Here is a 19,953-nt window from a genome sequence, read left to right on the forward strand (position 1 = left end):
AAAACAAATTAAATGTAAAACAAATTAATACACATTGGCGTTTGTGAGCGATTGAGTCAAAGATGATCAAAGATTATCAGAGGCAAAATCAGCTAATCTTGAACGTTCTCCTCGATGGAGTTTCATATGGCCACTATATTTCCAATCTTTAAAATGATCAACAACGTAGGTTAATCCAGAACTCGACTCTGTAAGATAAGGGGTATCTATCTGTCCCACATTGCCTAGACAAATCACTTTAGTGCCTGGTCCTGCCCGAGTTATTAGTGTTTTCATCTGCTTAGGTGTCAGATTTTGAGCTTCATCTATAATAACAAATTTATTGATGAAGGTTCTGCCACGCATAAAGTTTAATGATCGTATTTTTAACCATTTTTGTAAGATATCCTGTGTCGCTTGTCTGCCCCAATCATCATTAGATTGAGAAGGGGAAAGCACTTCAAGGTTATCAGTAAATGCGCCCATCCAGGGATTCATTTTTTCTTCTTCTGTACCCGGCAAAAAACCAATATCTTCGCCAACAGGAACAGTTACCCGAGTAACGATAATTTCGTTATACCGTTTCAGCTCGACGGTTTGCTCAAGTGCTGCAGCAAGAGCTAATAATGTTTTTCCGGTACCGGCTGGTCCCTGTAAAGAAACAAAGTCGATTTCTGGATCCATGAGTAAATTTAGTGCGAAACTCTGTTCAATATTTCGTGCGGTAATTCCCCAGATATCATTGGTTGGTGAAGTATAGTCAGTACATAATTCAATCGTTGCTGTTTGATCGTTAATATCACGCACAATTGCAGCAAACCCTGAACCATCTTCGATTTGAATAAACTGATTTACTGTCCAGGTTTTAATTAATGGTCCACAAATTTGGTAAAAAGTTCGTCCTTCTTCCTGCCATGATTTCATTTCTTTATCATGTGAAGTCCAAAAGTCTTCAGGTAAAATACTTTGTCCCGTATAAAGTGTTTCAATATCATCTAGTACTTGATCATTAAAATAATCTTCTGCATGGACGCCAAGAATTTTCGCTTTGATGCGTAAATTAATATCTTTTGAAATGAGCGTAACGAGTTTTTCTTTATTATCTTCTTGCAGTGCCAGCGCAATATTGACAATAGTATTATCAACTTTGCTGGTTGTTAATCCATTTGGTAATTTATCGGAGACAATTTCTGATGTCTGAAAAAATAATAAACCATTGGTCCTTTCTTCGACAGGCAAATAAGGCGAGTTGCCAAGGGGGAGTCCTTTTTGAATTTGTTCTTCATTGGCTGACTGCATGAGTTCGTCGAAATATCGACTCACTTGTCTGACATTGCGGGCAACTTCTGAAAGTCCCTTTTTGCCATTATCCAACTCTTCAAGGACAACCATTGGAATATAAACGTTGTGCTCTGCAAAGCGAAAAATTGAAGTTGGATCATGCATTAAGACATTTGTGTCTAATACAAATAAGCGAGAACCAGAAAACTTTAGTCTTGGCATTTATTTTTTCCTTATCCCGTCGATACGGAAATTCGGGGTCTTATACAAGGCAGTATATAATTTATACAAAAGCCGCTTGTTTACCACAAATGATGTTGGTAATACGACGAACTGATTTACTAAATATGATGCTTTACTGCCATAATTTCAAGTTTCAGTTTGCAATCAAGCCAATCTATGGGCTGAATTAAATTGCTTCAACTGCTGCCAAGACCTCATCTACATGGCCTTTGACTCTGACTTTACGCCATTCGTTAACCAGTTTTCCTTTTTCATCAAATAGAAAAGTGCTGCGTTCAATACCAAGATATTCTTTTCCATAAAGCTTTTTAAGTTTAATCACATCAAATGCTTTGCATAAAGCTTCGTCTGGATCGGATAGAAGATCAAATGGAAATTCCTGCTTTTCTTTAAACTTTTCGTGAGATTTTATTGAGTCACGGGAAACACCAAAAATTTCACAATTATTTTTTTGAAACTGTGAATATAAATCGCGAAAGTTTTGTCCTTCGGTTGTGCAGCCGGGCGTACTGTCTTTAGGGTAAAAATAGACAACGACTTTAGTTTTTTTGAATTGACTGAGTTTTACGGTTTTATCGCCGGTTGCAGCGAGCGCAATGGCTGGTAATTTGTCGCCAAGTTTCATAGAGATTTCCTCATCGGAATGAGTGTGGGTGGTAAATTAATTTGATGAATAAAATTAAAATAAATAATTTGCACAAGCTTTAATTTGGCTGTCTAATTAATTAAGAAGCTATAATTCCAGTGGCCTGATTTCGCCATCCAAATTGGTTTCATCACAAAATGTATGAAATTTTTCACGAATTTTTGAAACGGACATGCCTGTGGGAATACTGACTGTAATGCGTAATCTGACTATCATTGCACCAGTATGCTGTGCAGGATAAGTATTGCAGCTCATTTCTTGGATATTAATACCTTGCTCATCGAAAAAGCTGGTAATTTCTTTGGAAATACCCAGGTTATCCAATGCGACTATTTTTACCCGATAGGGGATTGCAGAAAGTGGTTCTGGCAATTCAGTTCGCTGCATCATGGTTGTCATTTGCATGCTGGATGCCTTTCTAGGTAATACATGCTCAAGCTTGGCTATAGCATTCCATTCACCAGCAGCCATTAAAATAACACTGAAAGTGTTGCCCATTGATCGCATTTTACTTTCGATAATATTACAACCGCAATAAGTAACAAGCGAAGTTATCTCATTAGCGATTCCTTGTCGATTAGGCGCAATTGCTGAAATGACTAAATAATTTTGCATGTTTCTCCAGTTATTATTTTGAGCCGCTTTTAGCAACTAGGCGGCCTACTTTAACCTGAGTATAATTCCTTTACTCAGGTTTGTGAATAATATTGCTTGTTTTGTTTTGCTAGACAATCTCGCCAATTTTTAACACTTTAAGCGCGTTAGTACCGCCCAAAATACCCATATGGTCACCTTTAGTTAAAATAATCAAGTCGCCTTCCTCAACCAGATTGTGTTTGAGTAATTCTTCAGCAGCCAGGCGGTTAACGCTACTTCGAGCTAATACCGTCGGGTCAAAGGTTATTGCTTCGACGCCGCGATAAAGTGCCATTTTTCGTTTAGTTGATTCCAGTCGCGTAAGGGCATAAATTGGTATGCCACTGCGAATTCGCGACATTAACAGCGGAGTAGAACCCGATTCGGTTAAACAGGCGATTGCTTTAATATGGGGTAAATGATTGGCTAAATACATTGTTGCCATGGCGATCGACTCATCAATGTTTTGCCATTGTAATTCAACGCGATGGCCGGAAATTTTGGTCGATTTTTGTTTTTCTGCACCAATACAAACGCGCGACATTGCCTCTACAACTCGAATGGGATGTTCGCCCATTGCTGTTTCTGCTGATAACATGACAGCATCCGTACCATCTAACACCGCATTTGCAACGTCAAAGACCTCAGCTCGAGTAGGAATGGCATTTGTAATCATCGACTCCATCATTTGAGTTGCGGTAATAACTGCTCTATCAAGCGATCTTGCACGTTGAATAATTTTTTTCTGAACACCGATTAGCTCTGCATCACCAATTTCCACGCCTAAATCACCACGTGCAACCATGACTGCTGCCGAGGCACGGATAATATCATCGAGGATATCATCATCAGCGACGGTTTCAGCGCGCTCGATTTTAGCCACTATACCTGCTTGTGAACCGGCTGCGCGGGCGAGTTTTTCAGCAAATCGGATATCTTCGGCAGTACGAGGGAAGGAAACGGCTAAATAATCAACATCCATTTGCGCTGCAGTTTTGATATCTTCCATATCTTTATTGGTTAGTGCGGCGGCTGATAGGCCACCCCCTTTAAGATTGATACCTTTATTATTGGAGATATCGCCACCAATAATAACTTTGGTAATAACTTTGCTGCCTGCAATTTCGGTTATAAGCAACTCGATTCTACCATCATCAATGAGTAAGACATCGTTGACTTTGCAATCATTGGGTAATTCTTTGTAATCAATGCCTACCTGTGTTTCGTCGCCAGCTAGCTTATCCAAGGTGGCATCGAGTATAAAACGTTCACCTGGCTTAATGACAACCTTAGTATCTTTAAATTTGGCGATACGAATTTTCGGGCCTTGTAAATCGCCTAAAATAGCAATGTTTAGATTAAGTTCTTCGGCTATTTGGCGGACCATTTTCGCTCGGTTGATATGATCTTCAGCACTTCCATGAGAAAAGTTCATCCGGACAACATTTGCGCCAGCTTTAAATAGCGCTCTAAGTGCTTCTTCGTTATCTGTAGCAGGACCGAGAGTGGTCACAATTTTTGTTCGACGTATCAAATCAGACTCCGTTATTTGCAGAAAATTGTCTTAATAATCAAAAGAATTATCAAGTTTAGCAATTGAATTTAAGAATATTATGAAATCTTAAAGCGCTTGGTAAAGTTTTTGTCGATTCTACCCTTGAAATCGCAGATATGTAACCCAATAGTTAGGCCAACTATCAAAATATTATATCAATGAATTGTCAATTAAGGATTAGTCGTATGTCTGAAACCATAAAGAAAGAGACACATAGTTTTCAAACTGAAGTAAAGCAATTGCTCAATTTAATGATTCATTCGTTATATAGCAATAAAGAGATTTTTTTAAGGGAATTAATTTCTAATGCGGCTGATGCGGCCGACAAACTGCGATTTGAAGCACTAAACCATGACAACTACTTTGGTAATGACAGTGAGCTGAAAATTCGTATCACTACCGATAAAGAAGCGGGTACATTGACCATTGCTGATAATGGTATCGGTATGACACATGATGATGTGATGAATAATCTTGGTACAATTGCCAAGTCAGGTACAGCAGAGTTTCTACAAAAGTTAACTAAAGAACAAAAATCAGACAGTAATTTGATTGGACAGTTTGGTGTTGGCTTTTACTCGGCTTTTATTGTCGCTGATGAAGTGGAAGTTCGTACACGTCATGCAGGCGCTGCCGAAGAAGACGCAGTAAGCTGGGTATCAAAAGGTGAGGGGGAGTTTACCACTGAGCAAATCAATAAATCCGATCGCGGTACTGAAATTATTCTGCACTTAAAAGAAGAAGAGACGGAGTTTTTGGAACCTTGGCGTTTACGTTCAATTATCGGTAAGTATTCCGACCACATTTCACTGCCTGTGGAAATGGAAAAAATGGATATGGGGGCAGAAAGTGAAGATGAAAAAGAAGCCGATGAAGTCGTTGTGCCAGAATTTGAAGTGGTGAACAAGGCAACTGCTTTATGGACACGTGCAAAATCTGATGTTAAAGATGAAGAGTATCAAGAGTTTTACAAACATATCTCTCACGATTTCAATGAGCCGCTAACTTGGTCGCATAACAAAGTCGAAGGCAAACAGGAATATACCAGCCTTTTATATCTGCCTAAAAAAGCGCCTTTTGACTTAGGCAATCGTGACAAGCCTAGAGGCGTAAAACTTTATGTTCAACGCGTTTTTATTATGGATGATGCTGAGCAGTTTTTACCGATTTACCTGCGCATGGTTCGCGGCGTGTTGGACTCAAACGATTTACCATTAAACGTTTCGCGCGAAATTTTGCAAGATAGTGCCACCACTCAATCATTAAAAAGTGCCTGTGTTAAACGTGCACTAGGTATGATTGAAAAAGTTGCTAAAAATCAAAAAGAAGATTACCAGGTTTTTTGGGATGAGTTTGGTTCAGTTTTAAAAGAAGGTTTAGCTGAAGATTATGCAAACCGCGAGAAAGTTGCTGGCTTACTCCGCTTTAGCTCAACGCATACCGATAGTGAAAAACAAACGGTTTCTTTAGCCGACTATATTGAGCGAATGAAGCCTGAGCAAGATAAAATATATTATCTTGTCGCTGATAATTATGCGACAGCTAAAAGTAGCCCACATTTAGAAATTTATCGTAAAAAAGGCATTGAAGTTATATTAATGACTGATCGAATTGATGAGTGGGCCATGGGTTACTTAAATGAGTTCGACGGTAAAAAATTACAAGCGATTACCCAAGGCGATTTAGATTTGGGTGGACTGGAAAGTGAAGAAGATAAAAAAGCTGTTGAAAAAGCAACGGAAGAAAAATCTGATTTAATTAAGAAGGTAAAAGATTATCTGGGTGAAAAAGTGTCTGATGTAAAAATTTCGGCGCGACTCAGTGAATCACCTGCTTGTGTTGTTTCTAATGATGGCGGCATGAGTTTGCAGATGGCTCGTATGATGAAAGCCGCTGGCCAATTTGTACCTGACGCAAAACCAATCTTTGAAATTAATCCTGATCATCAATTAATCCAACAACTTGATGGTGAGCTATCACAAGAACAATTTGAAGATTGGGTTGCCGTATTGTTTGATCAAGCCGTGTTGGCTGACAGTGGACAACTTGAAGATCCTGCTGCATTTACGCAACGACTGAATCGATTGTTGACTCGTTAATTTTGTATATTTAACTAATAAGGAGCCGTATGGCTCCTTTCTTATTTATTGAACCTATTTATTGAATTTAACTGATGAATTTATTACCTCATATTGAAGTAAACCCTCAAGTCGCTGCGACTGCCAGTGTTATTTGGTTACATGGCTTAGGTGCTGATGGCAATGATTTTAAGTCAATTGTGCCAGAATTAAATTTACCTGAAGATTTAGCGGTTCGCTTTATCTTTCCGCATGCACCATCGATTCCTGTTACGATTAATGCAGGATATGTAATGCCTGCCTGGTATGATATTTTACAAATGGACGTTGAGCGACAGGTAGATGAAATACAATTGCGAAATTCGGCAAAGCAGATAGAAAAATTTATTGAGCATGAAATTAGTCGTGGAATCTCGGCAAATAAAATCATTATCGCCGGTTTTTCACAAGGCGGGGCGGTAGCTTATGAGACGGTACTGGCTTTTCCACAAAAGCTTGCCGGTTTACTGGCAATGTCCACTTATTTTGCAACCAAAGATAGTGTTGTATTTAATTCGGCTAATCAAATGACGCCAATAGCTATTCAGCATGGAACTCAAGATCCTGTTGTGCCAGCGATGCTAGGTGAACAAGCCTATCTTTTGTTAAAAGAAAAAGAGTACCCTGTTAATTTTCAAAGCTATCCAATGGAACATTCGGTTTGTATGCAACAAATTGGTGATATTAGTTTGTGGATTCAACAGGTGCTAAACGACAACTAATAAGGGCAATTATGCTCGTGTTTCTTCTGCAATGGGTAATGAGAAGGTAAAGGTTGTTCCTTTACCCAATGTGGTAATGACGGTTATATCGCTTTTGTGGAGCAATAATAATTCTCTTGTGATTGGTAAGCCCAATCCAGAACCTTCATTTTGCCGGGTTGCGCTACCATCTACTTGCTCAAAGGGCTCAAAAATTTGTGCCAACTTGTCCTCAGGAATACCAATTCCCTGATCACTAACTGAAATTCTGACATGGTTTTTTTCGGTATGGGCGGTAATATCGATTTGCCCATTGCTACTGAATTTAATTGAATTGCCAATTAAGTTTAGTAGTACTTGGTGCAGGCGCTTTTTATCGGCATAGATTAATGGCAGTTTCTCTTCAAAGGATAGCACCAGTTCGAGTGATTTATTTTGTGCTAATTGCTGTAAGAGCGAAGTGACTTCTAACGCAATTTTATAAAGATCCACTGGCGTTTGTGTAATTTTGAGTTTACCAGATTGTAGTTGAGAAAAGTCTGTAATATCTTGCACAAGACTTAATAAACGTGTGCCACATTGCTCGATAATTTCAATTTTTTCTGCATCTTCTTCATGGAGTGTTTCGGATGTTTCCAGCAGTAATTGAGTCATACCAATAATGCCATTTAGAGGCGTTCGTAATTCATGTGAGGTATTTGCCATTACCTGATTTTTTAAATTATCAAGCTCTTTTAAACGATCTGAAATTAACTGTTCTTCTTCTAATAGTTTCTTTTGCGTTCGTCGGTAATAAAAGAAAAAGGTACTGATTGAGAGTAATAAAATAGAAACGACAATTGCCAACGATAATGCACGTTGTTGTTTCAAGTTTAGTTCTTGAATGGTATTTTGTGAACTGAGTAGATCGATTTGATGATTTTTCTTTTCTAAATCAAAAAGTATTTGCATAACCGCCATTTGAGTTTCTACTTTTTGAGTTCTGACCTCGGCATCAAGGGTTATAATTTGTTTGTACATTTCAACGGCTTCTGCCAGACGGTTAACATGTTCCAATGAAACCGCTTTCGCCTGATAAGCTGTTATCTGATCAGCTTTAGTACCCAGCTTGGTTGCTAGATCCAAAGCTTCGCTGGCAATAACAAATGCTTCATCAGCGCGATTAAGTTGGATGAGCGCTTCTGATTTCCAACATAACATGATAACTTCGCGAAACAGCCGACCGCTGGCTCTGGCAGAGTTGAGTGCGGTATCAAATAATAGTAGTGCTTTATCTGGTCGATTTTGTTTGAGATATAAGGAGCCGAGACCACTTTGCGATAGCTCTTTTCCAATCTGGTCATTATCTTTAGCGTAGGCTTCGGTGGCCTTTAAATAATATAAAATCGATTTATCAATATCATCTTGTTTTGCATATGTATTGGCATAACCTAAATAGTACTTAGCGCGATTATCCTGGGCTACATCGGCTTCTTCGGCTTGTTGATAGAAGTCCATTGCAATGCTGTATTGGCCAGCTTCAAAATAAGTATTAGCAAGGTTTACCAAAACTTTGCCGAGTTGTTTTATATTTTGTGTTTCGCGATAATAGGTTGCAGCGTCTTTATATAAAACCAGTGAGTCTTTAAAAACACCAATCGATTGCATGACATTACCCTGCAAAACTTTTGAGCGGGCAATTGCAGAACCAAGATTATGTTTTTTGGCTAACACCTCGCTTTTTTTTGCTAATTCCATTGCTTTTTGGTTATTACCTAAAAAATAATAGGCATAGGATGATTCGTTTAGGACTCTGGCTTCGGATAGGGGATCTGGTTTTTTAGCAAAATAATCGACAGATTGTTCAGCAAACTTAAGTGCAATGTTGGGGGCATTACGTGCATATTTTTTCACTTGCACAGCATACCACTGACCATTTATTTCATTTTGCGAAGGGGGAGTAACTTTTTGACTGCTATCAGACGATGCATTAACGAATGTGAAAGTTGAAAACAAGATAAAAAAACAACTCGCTAGTTTGAAGCTAGCGAGTAGCTTGAACAAATTTTTCATATATTTAGTGGCTTCTTTTTCCTAACTTGCCAACATTATTATCGGTATTACCTGCATAGTTTTTCAGGTCGCGCCACTGCTCGTTCGAATTACCTAAATGCTGCGCTAAAATTTCATGGAGCTGGGACTGACTCAATGAGATTATTTCGTCAGAAGCTTCGATACCTTCAGATTCTAGCATACTCCGTCTGTTCTTGAATACCTCTTGCTCATTTGCTCCACGATTATAACGAGCCATTTTAGTGGCGTTAGTCGATAATTCAAGATAAAAGTTTGATAGTTTATCCATTTTGTCTTTCCTATATTGATGGTTAATAAAAGTTAATGATTAATTTAACACCTCTTTGTCTATTGGCTCGTCCCAGGAAGATAAGTCTTCTTCAGCCAGATTAAGCCAAGTGAGTCTTTCAATGGCAAAGATAAGATCGGTGCAGGCTGGAATAAATAAAGTTGAAATTGACTTTACCTCGGCTTGAGGTAATTGGGTTAACTCAAGCCAATCCATTCTTGGTGCAAAGCCGGGTAGTGTCGGTGCTTCATAAAGACAAACCTGATGGTTTGCTGGGTAATGCTTGGTTAATAGTTTGGTCATAGCGCTAAGTCCGTACTCTCCTGGTGATTGTACTTTTAGCGTATGCTCTCCAACCAATCCAATTTGCCACAATATTAAAGCTGCACTGGTATCAAATGATCGCTGAGTTAACAAAAATTGAGTGGCTTCGTATGATTGGCAACCGGTTGTTGAAGGGTCAATATTTAAATCAGAGAATAAGCAAGCGTCGGCAGAAATCCCAGGAAGCATTTTGACTTCATAGCCTTGATTACGCAAAATCTCGAATGCTTGATGAGTGGATAAAACAAAGATGCCGGGGTGACCATAAAATACGGTGCAAATTGAATAGCCTTGTTTTACAAGTTCAACCATTCTCGCGGTCATCAAGCGATAAGTTTCAAGACGTGTTACATCGCCTTCGTAGAATCGCCCAAGATTCTCAACGTTTTTATTCAATTGTTGAATATGGTGAATAGATAGAGCATTAGGCGCGACGACCAAAACCTTCTGTGAGTTTTCAATAATACTTTGTGTTTCCAGAGTCATTTGGCCTGGATGTAGACCACATCCAACGATTGTCAGCGCTCCTTTTCTTTGCAAATTTGCATTTCCCATTTTCCTATTCCTGCTTTTTGTTTAAATATTGTTCATTCAATAATTAGTGTAGTTGAAAATATTTGAAAGTCTTATTTTTTTATAGCCTTAAATTAACTTTTTGTTTTTATTGAATGTTTTTTTGTGAGAACGGTATATCATTTTCGAAATAAGCATAAGAAATAAAATATTTAGTATGCTAGCTATTTAATGAGGATAAATTAAATCGGAGTAAAAACAATTAGAAAAAGCGGTATGAAATTAAGAATAGGGGACGTTTAGAAAAAGAAAAGGGAGTATAAAACCCCCTGAATAAAATTATTCAATGCCCATACAACCCTTGCTCATTCAATCCTTTTTAGCAAGACTCTTAAGTCATTTGTATGAGCGATTGAAATATTAGTTAAGCCCAAGTCACCTGTGGATCAATGTCTTGTTCGTAATCAACTTGTGCATGACCGAAGCCAAAGAGTTTAAGAAAGTCTTCATGATATCCGGCATAGTCACCTAGCTGTGCCATATTGTCTGTATTTACCTTTAACCATGCAGCTTTTATTTTTGCTTGTATATCATCATTTGTTTCAACACCATCCATACGAATTCGACTAACTTCATCTAGTGATGGATTTGAATTGAGCAAATTATTTGTGAACAGCCCGTAAATTTGCTCAATCACACCTTCATGACAGGCTTCTTGCTTCATTACTTTATACATCAAAGAAATATAAAGTGGCATGACTGGAATTGCTGAACTCGCTTGGGTAACAACGGCTTTTAAAGAAGTGACATATGCTTTTAATTTTAAGTCTGCGTAGTCTTGGTTTAATTGTGCGGCTGCACGATCGAGGTCTTCTTTGGCTTTACCAATTGTTGCATGACCATAAATCGGCCATGTTAATTCTTTTCCAATATAGGTATAGGCTGTTGTTATGCAATTTTCTGCCAAAACATCGGCTTCTTTTAGTGCTTTGAGCCATAATTCCCAATCTTCACCACCCATTACTTTGATCGTCTGATTGATTTCATCGTCCAAAGCTGGATCTAAGGTAACTTCGTGGACTATATTTTTACTCGTATCGTAGGTTTTGGTCTGATAAGTTTGGCCAACGGGTTTTAGAGTAGAAATATAAGTGTCTCCGGTATCAGGGTCGGTTCTTCTGGGTGAAGCCAGACTGTAAATAATTAAGTCGATTTTACCAAGGTCTTGTTGAATGGTTTCAATAGTTTGTTGCTTGATTGCATGAGAAAATGCATCACCATTAATGGTTTTACAATAGAGTCCAGCCTGGCTTGCCTGTTGATGAAAAGCGGCAGTGTTATACCAGCCGGCGGTCGCCGTTTTCTTTTCAGTTGGTTCTTTTTCAAAACAAATACCTAAAGTTTTTGCGCCCGCCCCAAATGCTGCGGTTATTCTGGAAGCTAGACCGTATCCGGTTGAGCAACCAATAACTAAGACGTTTTTAGGTTTGATTTTAAGCTCTCCGTGAGTTTGTACATAGTCTATTTGCTCTTTAACCCCGTGAGCACACCCAGCTGGGTGGGCGTTTGTACAAATAAAACCCCTGATTTTAGGCTTAATAATCATTCTGTAAGTATTCCTGTGTTGAATTTTATGACAATTTATAACCAGCGAATGTTAACGCGCATTGCGCAATAATTAAAGTTAATTTATTAGTGAATCAAATGAGTTTTCAATTCGTGATTAGTCGGTTGAATTGAACATCCTGCTTTTAATCTCAATATTTATCTGAAATACCTTTGTTTTATCACCTTTTACGGTAAATGGAGTTTGTTGTGGTTCAATTTGTACAGATAAAGGTCCGAGCACACATAAAATATTGCAATTTAGCGAATAATCATTAATTGACAATAATTCTTGATAGAGTCAACCCGATGCTTCGGTTATGATTAACCAATTGTGATATTAGTAAAGCTTTAGGTGCGTTGAGTTGAACCTACTAACGACTCGCACCGACGGATTATTTTTATTAATCGCGACATCAATTATAAAATAAAGCGTGACTCTATTACGAATTTACTGCACAAACAATACGCTATTTTATTCGATAAAATAATAAATTTGATGGAATTATTGGTTAGAATTTTATGAAAGAAAGACTGTATCAATATGGAGTAGTGATTTTTCTTTTGTTACTGAGCCAAGCTGTTCATGCCTTTAAATGGCCGTTTCAATATCAATTTCAACATTTGACAAAAAATGATGGGCTTTCTCAAAGTACGGTTTATACCATCAATCAAGATGCCGCAGGATTTATGTGGTTTGGTACGCTTGAAGGACTAAACCGATTTGATGGCCGGATGGTGTATGTTTTTAATAAATCAACAACCAATAATCAATTAACTGATAGTTTTATATACACCGCAAAAAATGATCCTCAACAAAAAGAAATTATGTGGTTAGGAACACATAATGGTTTGTATAAGTTTAATTATGCAAAAGGCGACTTTCAATTAATTTATAATCATGTTGATGAGAATATCTTAGGACTAAAAATATTTGCCATTGATTTTGGTGATCAAAATACCGGCTGGCTTTCAACTGACTCAGGGTTAATTAATGTTAACTTTCAAACTAATCAATGCCGTAAGATAAAACTTCAATTCTCGGGTGTTAAAACTGATAAATTAAATTTTGTTTATTCCGTCGCTCAATTGAATAAGGATCATCTAGTTTTAGCAACGCACGCAGGATTATTTAAGTATGATATCGCCAAGGAAAAAATTATTAAGCAACTGGTGATTCAACATAATCCGATTGTATGGCGAGTGTTTAAAGATTCGACAAATGTAATTTGGGTTGGTACTTCACGAGGGCTTTTTAAAATTGTCGAAGAAGAACAAGTAAAATCGATTGAACTTAACCGTCATTCGACATCATTTGTTTTTGATCAAAATATTTACACTTTTTATGAAGCCCAAAACAAAACGCTTTGGATAGGTTCGGGCAATGGTGTTTACTTTAAAGCCGAAAATTCAAAAGCTTTTACTAATTTAAAAAATAATCCTGAAAATCAACACTCATTAATAAACAATACCGTGTGGTCGATTTATGAAGATAATAATCATATTGTCTGGTTTGGTACCGATAGTGGTGTGAGTCGATATAATCCCAAAACTGCTGATTTTAATACTTTAACTAAACAGTCTGATGGCATGGGATTAAGTGATAGTTGGGTTAATAGTGTTTATAAGCCTGCTCAAGGACCTCTATGGGTTTCTACCAATAACGGGCTGGATGGATTTGATGAAAATGGTAAAAAGATATCGCACTTTGACTTGCTCGATGGATTAAGCAGTCAGTGGGTTTACAGTATGTGGCAGCAAGATGAAAATACGCTTTGGTTGGGAACTTTTGATGGACTTAATCGCCTGAATTTAGTTGACAAAACGGTTGATAAATTTTTTCATCAACCAGGTAAGCCATCAATCAGCGACAATACTGTTTGGCGTATTTTACCCGATGGTAACTCTCATCTTTGGCTAGGGACTGGGGGAGGACTTGATCGGTTTAACTTTAAAACTCATCAAATTGAACACTTTAGTAAAGGTGATGCTGCAAATTTGGGTTTAACTGATGATCGTATTCATTCATTACACAAAGACAAAAATGGCATTTTATGGGTTGGGACATCTCGAGGTTTAAATCGATTTGATTACTACAAAAAGAATATGTTGCATTTTTCAGTTAAACCTAATCAATCAGGGCATTTGCAGCGTGGTTGGGTAACGGGATTAAGCTCAGATAGTCAAAATAGACTTTGGATTTCAACTGACGGAGGTATCAGTTACCTGGAAAAAGGGACGTTTCAAATTGTTTCGCTTAGTAATTTTGAAAAAACCAAAGAGTATGTTTATTCATTGGAAATTGATAATAAAGATAATATCTGGTTTAGTACTAATTCTGGGTTAGGACGGTTGACTTATACTGGTAATATTACTCAACCAATCGACCCAAATTCACTACAGCTTGAGTTTTATTCTTATTTTGATGGTTTACAGGCAGATGAATATAATGATCATGCCAGTATGATTGATTCGACAGGTAAAGTTTATTTTGGCGGTATCAAAGGATTAGATATTATCGAACCCGAAAAATTCGAACAACGTGTTGAGCAGCCTCCAATTCCAGTCATCACGCGATTAGAAGTCAGTGGACAAAATAATCAAACAGCAGACTGGACTCAGCGAAATTTTCCGCTTAGTTTTCATCGAGAAGAGGCACAGGAAATTCAACTTAATTATGATCAACAATATTTAACTTTTTATTTAGCCGCATTAAATTTTGCAAATCCTAAGACTAATCGAATCGAATATCGCTTATTAGGGTTTAACGACCATTGGACAGCGACCGTCGCTAATCAGCCATTCATTAACTTTCAAGGGTTGCCTTCAGGACATTATACACTTGAAGTCAGAGCTGCTACTGCGCGCAGTAATTGGAGTGAACAAACGGCAAAACTTAATATTTATGTTAAACCGATATTTTGGTTAAGTAGACCTGCGTATGTGGTTTACGTTATTAGCTTTTTGTTGTTGGGTTTTTTGTATATTTATCGCTATAAAAAACGATTGACGCGATTAAAAGCATTAGTTGCAAGAGAGCAACAGGTTAGTCAACAACTGAAATTAATTGATGCCACTAAAGATCAGTTTTTGGCGAATACTTCTCATGAATTAAAAACGCCACTTAATGCGATTATTGGCTTAAGTGATTATCTGTTAACGGAAGATATTCAAAAGCTAAATCAAAAAGAAACCAAAGAAGCATTAAGCCTGATTAAGAGCAGTGGCAGTCGTATGAATAAACTGATTGAAGATATTCTTCAGTGTTCAACTTTAAATAGCGGCAAGCTCGTGCTTGATTATAGCCACTTTTCTTTAAGTGAGCTGGCGAATGAATGTTTAACTGAAATTAATCATTCTACCCATAACAAAAATATTGCGTTGCTGAATAAGGTCAGTGAAGAGTTGCCTTTTGTTTGTGCAGATCGGAATCGAGTAAAACAAATACTGCTAAACTTGATTGGTAATGCACTGAAATTTACTCAACACGGTGAAGTTAGCGTGATTGCGCGAGAACAACGAGATAGGCTGCTTATTATTGTAAAAGATACGGGTATTGGTATTGATAAGCAATTTCATCATAAAATATTTGAAGCATTTGAACAGGTAGATGGTTCTTCAAGGCGCAGATATGAAGGATCTGGCCTGGGCTTATCAATAGTTAAACAGTTGGTTGAGTTACATGGCACTCGAGTTTATGTTAACTCGACACCAAATGTGGGCACCGAAATATCATTTGCTTTATATAAGCGTAAAAATGAAGCGGGGAGCATTAAATCATCTTAACTTTTTATACTGCTTTATTCATACTAAACTATATTCTAACTAGATTAAACTCTAACTAGATTAAATTTTAACTAGACTAAATTCATATTAAACTGAACACATAAACTAATCTATAAATACAGCATTTTCAAAAAGTGTATTCAGGCAAAAAAGCAGCTTTATTCAAATAGGAGGATACCCGTTCAAAAGTTAAGCTGGTTAATTGCCCAGTAGAACATTGCCTTAGCAGGAAAAAAGTGGAATTAATAATGGAAGGTATCTTCTTTGTTAATTTTAAAACCGGCGGCTTCCCAATTTTGAATACCCCCCTGAAGAGAATAGACATGTTCGAATCCCAGACTTTGTAATGACTGGGCTGCTAGGGCAGAGCGTCCACCGCTTTTACAGTAAATAAATATATTTGTTTTAGAGATGTTTGATTCATCCAATAAAGGTTTCACCTTTGGATGAGATAAAATGGCAAACTCGATCAAACCGCGTGGAATATTGATGGCGTTGGCAATATAACCGTTAGCGTATTCATCCGGTTCTCGAACATCGATGATGAGTTTCTTTTGATCAATTGCTTGGCAAAGTGCTTGGTTATCACATTCATTAATTGATTCTCGAGCCTGATTAACTAATTGAATTGGTGTTAGCATAATTGATTCTCTGATAGTGAAAATTAATGACTTATGTTTAAGATATATATACTACAAAATAGATTAATATTAGATATTGCTAATATTGAGTGTATCGAATAAAATAACTAAATACAACATTAACATTAACAATAAAGTAAAGGCTATAAATATATGTCTAACCAGTTAATACTTTTGTCGCTGAATCGCCCTAAGCTTATTTATGTGGCGCTATTAGTAATTACGCTTGTTAGCGGTTTGTTAATGCTAAACATTCAGGTTGATACTGATCCTGAAAATATGTTGCCCCAATCTGAACCTGCCAGAATCTTTCATAATGACGTGAAGAAGGAGTTTTTATTAAGTGATATGCTGGTGGTTGGTATCAAAGTTAATCAGAGCGAATCAATTTTTAATCAACAATCTTTAGCCGATGTTAAGCTGTTGACCGATTTCATTTTGACGTTACAAGGCGTTAAACAAATCGATGTAAACTCGCTTTCAGTGATTGATAATATCAGTCAAAAAGAACCCGGTAGTATTCGCTTTGAGTGGATGATGCCTGAAAAGCCGCAAAGTACTGAGGATGTAACCCGCATCGAATCCGCAGTGGAGCGTTTACCTTTTGTTATTGATAGCCTGGTATCGGGTGATAAAAAAGCCGCAACTATTTATGTTCCAGTACTTGATAAAAATCAAAGTTATCAAATTGCCAATCAGATTAGAGACTATATAGCACAACTTTCAAAAAGTAATACCTATTACATTACTGGTTTGCCGGTAGCAGAAGATACTTTTGGCGTGGAGATGTTTGTGCAAATGGGTATCTCTGCACCGTTGGCGGCTTTAGTCATATATTTGTTAATGCTGTATTTTTTTCGTAGTCCGACGCTCGTTGCTGCACCTATGATTATTGCTATGTCAACAGTTATTATCATTATGGGATTGATGATTGGTGCTGGTTTTACCGTACATATAATGAGCTCTATGATTCCTATATTTTTAATGCCTATTGCGGTTGTAGACTCAGTACATATTATGTCTGAGTTTGCTGATAATTTTCGCCCAGGGACTGAAAGAAGGGGGGTAATCAAACAAGTTGTGGCGCACTTGTTTAAACCTATGCTATTTACTTCTGTGACTTCTGCGGTCGGGTTTTATTCTTTAATATTAACGCCCATTCCACCGGTGCAGATTTTTGGTTTTTTCGTAGGCTCGGGCATATTGTTGGCTTTTCTTTTAACGATACTATTTATACCTGCTTACGTTATCAGTATAAACGAGAATCGTTTATACAAAATGCAGCAAAAGCTACATGAAATTCAATCGTTAAGTCAAAGAACGGGCCAAGATGATTCTGAAAATACTTTGTTGCAAAAGGTTGGGCGGTTCAGTCAACTTCATAAAAAATTAATTATTTTCGGTGCGAGTTTAATGGTGTTGTTTTCTGTTGTTGGTATTCAACAAATCATCATTAACGATAACCCGGTACGTTGGTTTAAAGCGGATCATGAAATACGAGTTGCAGATAGCGTATTAAACCAACACTTCGCAGGAACTTACGATGCACATTTGGTTTTTCAGTTAAAAAACCAGTCGGAGTTAATTTCTGCCTGGCAAAAGGAGTCGACGATTTTAGTCAACAATATAGGGTTGTCTGCATCACAAACATCACGACTAAATCAAAAAATCACAGAGTCAACGTCAACTCAGGATATTGTGGCCGCCAGTATTTTGTTAGACGACTTGCTGTTTGATGCTGAAAGTTTTTCTCAAGAAGCTGCTGATGCCATGACCGCATTGTCTGAACAAACGATTGCATCATTAAATGTTTTTTTACAACCAGAAGTATTGCACTATATTGAACGCTTGCAGCAGCATATTGTTGAAATGGATAAAATAGGAAAATCAAATTCAGTAGTTGACTTAGTCAAAACGGTGAATCGTGACTTGGTTAGTGGGCAACAGAAAGATTATCGAATTCCTGACTCCGCTAACGGGGTTTCGCAAACGCTTTTACAGTTTCAGTCATCGCATAGGCCGCAAGATTTATGGCATTTTGTCACACCTGATTACACTAAAGCACTAGTGTGGATTCAAATGACTAGTGGTGATAATCAAGATATGTCATTAGTCATCCAACAGATAGAACAATATATCCAGCAACATCCGTTACCGCAGAATATTTCTTTTCAATGGGCCGGTAAAGCTTACTTAAACCTGGTCTGGCAAGAAAAAATGGTGGCAGGAATGATGGAAAGTTTATTGAGTGCGTTTGTTATCGTATTCATTATGATGGCTGTTTTATTTCGCTCTGTGCTTTGGGGACTATTAGCGATGTTGCCATTAACGATTACTATTTTGTTGATGTACGGCATTATCGGTTGGAGTGGAAAATACTACGATATGCCTATTGCGGTGCTTTCGGCATTAACTCTCGGACTATCAGTTGATTTTGCTATTCACTTTATTGAAAGGTTTAGAGCAACCTTGAAGCAGCAGCAAGACTGGCAAAAAACAATTGTAAAAATGTATCAAGAACCCGCGAATGCAATTTCTCGGAATGCTCTTGTGATTGCACTGGGCTTTACGCCGTTATTGCTGGCACCCCTAGTGCCTTATATTACTGTTGGAGCATTCTTAGCTGCAATTATGCTTATATCTGCGCTGGTTACCATTGTGGTTTTACCAGCCTGTATGTTGATGTTGAAAAGGTTTTTGCAAAATTAATTAATGAAATTCAGCAGTGACTTATCGAAATTGGATTCCTTCAGACTTTAAGTTGTTATTTTAACGATGGTGGAGATTTAAATGAGAATTAAAAATTTATTGAGTGGTTGTATTTTATTGATGCTAAATACAACCAATATACTGGCAAGTGAGCTCACTGCTGAGCAAATTGTCGAAAAAGCCACGTTGAGTGCTTATTACAATGGTAATGATGGTCGCAGCGTTGCCAGAATGAAAATTGTTGATGCTAACCAGCGAGTTCAACTTAGACAGTTTACCATTTTACGTAAAGATATTGCGGATGGTGCAGAACAGAAATTTTTAGTTGTTTTCTCAAAACCCAAATCCGTTGATAAAACGGTGTTTATGGTTAACAAAAAGATTCAAACCGCTGATGAACGCTGGCTTTATTTACCTGCGCTTGACCTGGTTAAGCGAATTTCGGCAGGTGACAAACGAACTAGCTTTGTTGGTTCTCACTATTATTATGAAGATGTTTCTGGGCGTATACCCAGCGAAGATACTCATAAAATTATTGAAAATGGTGAGGATTTTTACGTGCTATCTCATTACCCAAAGGATAAACAGAGTGTTGAATATGATTGGTATAAAACGCAAATTGATAAAAAGACATTTTTACCCATGTTAATTGAATACTATGATAAAGATGGAAAAGCAATGAGACGAATTGAAGCGCTTAATGTTGAGGAAATTAGTGGTTATCCTACGGTCACTCAGGCAAAAGTGACTAACTTACAGGATAATAGTTATACCTTGATGGAATTTCGTAATGTTGTTTTCGATATTGATATTCCAGATGAGGTCTTCACTGAGCGCTCTTTACGAAACCCGCCAGGGAAATGGTTGGATTAATGC

The 19,953-nt window shown here is 37.5% G+C and carries 14 protein-coding genes; 5 read left to right on the plus strand and 9 right to left on the minus strand.

The genetic code is table 11. From position 1 onward, the window contains the following. Window positions 1–66: 66 nt before the first annotated feature. From ABVT42_RS05745 to pyk, 4 genes are all read right to left on the minus strand, one after another. Entirely contained in the window at window positions 67–1,482 is a 1,416-nt protein-coding gene (locus ABVT42_RS05745) for a PhoH family protein (protein WP_353896030.1), read from the minus strand. A 187-nt stretch (window positions 1,483–1,669) separates the two neighbouring features. Further along, window positions 1,670–2,128, minus strand: a complete 459-nt coding sequence (locus ABVT42_RS05750; protein ID WP_353896031.1) for a peroxiredoxin — start codon at window positions 2,126–2,128, stop codon at window positions 1,670–1,672. A 108-nt stretch (window positions 2,129–2,236) separates the two neighbouring features. Continuing rightward, entirely contained in the window at window positions 2,237–2,764 is a 528-nt protein-coding gene (locus ABVT42_RS05755; RefSeq protein ID WP_353896032.1) for a glycine cleavage system transcriptional repressor, read from the minus strand. 109 nt (window positions 2,765–2,873) lie between these two features. Beyond that, the gene (gene pyk / locus ABVT42_RS05760; RefSeq protein ID WP_353896033.1) at window positions 2,874–4,319 is read right to left on the minus strand and encodes a pyruvate kinase; all 1,446 of its coding nucleotides are present in this window, start codon (window positions 4,317–4,319) and stop codon (window positions 2,874–2,876) included. Between the two features lie 206 nt (window positions 4,320–4,525). Between pyk and htpG the strand changes: the two genes are divergently transcribed. Both htpG and ABVT42_RS05770 read left to right on the plus strand, forming a co-directional pair. Then, complete coding sequence (gene htpG, locus ABVT42_RS05765) at window positions 4,526–6,439, plus strand: molecular chaperone HtpG (RefSeq protein ID WP_353896034.1); 1,914 nt, start codon at window positions 4,526–4,528, stop codon at window positions 6,437–6,439. 74 nt (window positions 6,440–6,513) lie between these two features. Continuing rightward, window positions 6,514–7,179 (plus strand): alpha/beta hydrolase, encoded by a 666-nt coding sequence (locus ABVT42_RS05770; protein WP_353896035.1) that lies wholly within the window; start codon window positions 6,514–6,516, stop codon window positions 7,177–7,179. Between the two features lie 9 nt (window positions 7,180–7,188). Here ABVT42_RS05770 and ABVT42_RS05775 read toward each other — a convergent pair whose 3' ends face one another. The 4 genes from ABVT42_RS05775 to fabV all read right to left on the minus strand — a co-directional run bounded on the left by ABVT42_RS05775 (window position 7,189) and on the right by fabV (window position 11,942). Then, window positions 7,189–9,210 carry an ATP-binding protein gene (locus tag ABVT42_RS05775; RefSeq protein ID WP_353896036.1) on the minus strand — a complete coding sequence of 674 codons (2,022 nt, stop codon included), beginning with the start codon at window positions 9,208–9,210 and terminating at the stop codon, window positions 7,189–7,191. A 4-nt stretch (window positions 9,211–9,214) separates the two neighbouring features. Beyond that, window positions 9,215–9,499, minus strand: a complete 285-nt coding sequence (locus tag ABVT42_RS05780; RefSeq protein ID WP_353896037.1) for a hypothetical protein — start codon at window positions 9,497–9,499, stop codon at window positions 9,215–9,217. A gap of 39 nt (window positions 9,500–9,538) precedes the next feature. Next, complete coding sequence (locus ABVT42_RS05785; RefSeq protein WP_353896038.1) at window positions 9,539–10,378, minus strand: SAM-dependent methyltransferase; 840 nt, start codon at window positions 10,376–10,378, stop codon at window positions 9,539–9,541. Window positions 10,379–10,760: 382 nt separating this feature from the next. Continuing rightward, window positions 10,761–11,942 carry an enoyl-ACP reductase FabV gene (fabV, locus tag ABVT42_RS05790; protein ID WP_353896039.1) on the minus strand — a complete coding sequence of 394 codons (1,182 nt, stop codon included), beginning with the start codon at window positions 11,940–11,942 and terminating at the stop codon, window positions 10,761–10,763. 521 nt (window positions 11,943–12,463) lie between these two features. Between fabV and ABVT42_RS05795 the strand changes: the two genes are divergently transcribed. Continuing rightward, window positions 12,464–15,727 (plus strand): sensor histidine kinase, encoded by a 3,264-nt coding sequence (locus ABVT42_RS05795; RefSeq protein ID WP_353896040.1) that lies wholly within the window; start codon window positions 12,464–12,466, stop codon window positions 15,725–15,727. Between the two features lie 242 nt (window positions 15,728–15,969). On the opposite strand, the gene ABVT42_RS05800 is transcribed toward ABVT42_RS05795, so the two are convergent. Then, on the minus strand, window positions 15,970–16,368 hold the full coding sequence (locus tag ABVT42_RS05800) for a rhodanese-like domain-containing protein (RefSeq protein WP_353896041.1): 399 nt from the start codon (window positions 16,366–16,368) through the stop codon (window positions 15,970–15,972). Window positions 16,369–16,521: 153 nt separating this feature from the next. Between ABVT42_RS05800 and ABVT42_RS05805 the strand changes: the two genes are divergently transcribed. Both ABVT42_RS05805 and ABVT42_RS05810 read left to right on the plus strand, forming a co-directional pair. Beyond that, window positions 16,522–19,077: an efflux RND transporter permease subunit gene (locus ABVT42_RS05805; RefSeq protein WP_353896042.1), complete on the plus strand. Its 2,556-nt coding sequence runs from the start codon at window positions 16,522–16,524 to the stop codon at window positions 19,075–19,077. 81 nt (window positions 19,078–19,158) lie between these two features. Beyond that, window positions 19,159–19,950: an outer membrane lipoprotein-sorting protein gene (locus tag ABVT42_RS05810; RefSeq protein WP_353896043.1), complete on the plus strand. Its 792-nt coding sequence runs from the start codon at window positions 19,159–19,161 to the stop codon at window positions 19,948–19,950. The last annotated feature ends 3 nt before the right edge of the window (window positions 19,951–19,953 follow it).

The sequence above is a fragment of the Aliikangiella maris genome, from assembly GCF_040719265.1.
Lineage (GTDB): Bacteria > Pseudomonadota > Gammaproteobacteria > Enterobacterales > Kangiellaceae > Aliikangiella > Aliikangiella maris.